Annotated in this window: 1 protein-coding gene; it reads right to left on the bottom strand. The window is 71.3% G+C overall.

Translation table 11 applies throughout. The annotated features are described in order from the left end of the window. Nucleotides 1-1,631 (bottom strand): type VI secretion system Vgr family protein (locus tag VPH43_RS24600; RefSeq protein WP_328580420.1); only part of this gene is annotated, 1,631 nt, incomplete at both ends.

A 1,631-nucleotide genomic window follows, 5' to 3' on the forward strand; every position in this document is an offset into this window, starting at 1 on the left:
TGCGCCTGCACGTTGATGTCGCCATGCCCGGCGATCATGGTGATGCCGGTGCCGGCGGCTTCATCGCCGGGTTGAACTGCACCGGCCAGCACCCCGATCGCCTGGCCGGTGTGCAGCCGCGTCGCCCCGCCGATCGCGCGCGTGCTGTCCTGCCCCGCCGCGGTGTGGATGCCTTCGCCGGCGGCCAGCACGATGTCCTGCCCGGCCACCAGGCCCAGCCCCGCCTTGGCGGCAATGCCGATCACCGGATCGGTGGTGTGGGGCACCTTGTTGCTGGGCGCGGTGCACTTGTCCGCCGCATCACTCTGCGCTTGGTCCAGGCTGGAGCCGCTGACCATCCCATCAAACACCTGCTGCATCGCCTTCAGCGGCGCCAGCCGCTCGCTCAGGCTGCTCTGGTTGGCTTGGAAGCTGCCCACATGGCCGGCTATTTGCACCGTCTGGTGCGTCCTGGCCGCATCGCTGAAGCTTTTGGCCAGCTGCACCATCTGTTGCGCCAGCGCCTGGCCCGGTGCGTTGTCGCCCGCCGGGTCGCTGGCGTCGGTGCCATAGCTGCTGATCAGCAGCCCCTGCTTGGCTCGCAATGCGCCATACGCATCGGTGCGCAGCTCCCAGCCCAGCCCGCGGAAGCTGCCGCGGTGGTTGTCGGCCGTGTGGACCAGGTGCCCCAGGTTCAGCCAGGTGCTGTGCTGGGTGGTGCCCAGCTGCGTGCGCAGCTGCCCGTCGGTGTCGTCGAACACCAGCTGGTTGTAGCCGCTGCCGCGCAGCTCCTGGGTCTTGATGCCGCTGAAGGCCGCGCGGTTGTTCTGTGCCTGGCCGGCACCATGCCAGGCCGGGCTGTGGCCACCGGCCAGGTTGCCTTGGCCCGAGGGCGCATGGTCATGGCTGCGTTCGAACACGCTGGTGTCGGCCTCCGCGGCTTGCCCACCCGGCGTGGCCGGGATGCCGCCTTCACCCTTGCCGTTGTACAGCGCACCACGCACCAGCGGGCGGTCGATGTCGCCGTCGATAAAGCCCACCAGCACTTCCTGGCCGATGCGGGGGATGAAGCGGCAGCCCATCTGGGCCCCGGCATGCCATTGCGCCACCGGCACCCAGCCGGTGCAGCGGTCGTCCTCGCGCAGGCCGCGCTGCCACGCAAAGCGCAGCTGGATGCGGTCGAGCCGGTCGACGTGGATGTCGCCGGGGGGCCCCAAGTCCCCGCCCGGGCCGACCACGATGGCGCTGTGCAGGCCGGCGGCCTCTGGCTTCGGCCTCGGCTCGGGGCGCCAGGGGATGTCGGCACGCTGGGCCTCGAAGCTGTTGCCGTAGCCGGTGGCCTCGGCCTGGGCCACGACGGCCGGGTCCAGGTCCATGGGCAGCAGGTCGGCCGCCGCTTCGCCGGCAAACCAGCGCTTGGCCAGGGCCGCGTTGAGTTCCTTGGGCAGGTTGTTGATGCCGGCGCTGCGCACCCGGGCCACCAGAAAGCGCTTGCTGCCGGCCAGCTCGGCCGGCAGGGCATCCAGCGGGCTGTTGCGCAGGCTGAACGTGGTGCCCGCGCGCAGGCTGCGCACGGTGGAGCGGCCCAGGTACAGGCGGTCGCGGCATTCGAGGGCTTCGCGCCGGATGCGGGCGTCGTGGTCGGCCGCGGC

The sequence above is a fragment of the Ideonella sp. BN130291 genome, from assembly GCF_036231905.1.
Lineage (GTDB): Bacteria > Pseudomonadota > Gammaproteobacteria > Burkholderiales > Burkholderiaceae_C > CAMLIZ01.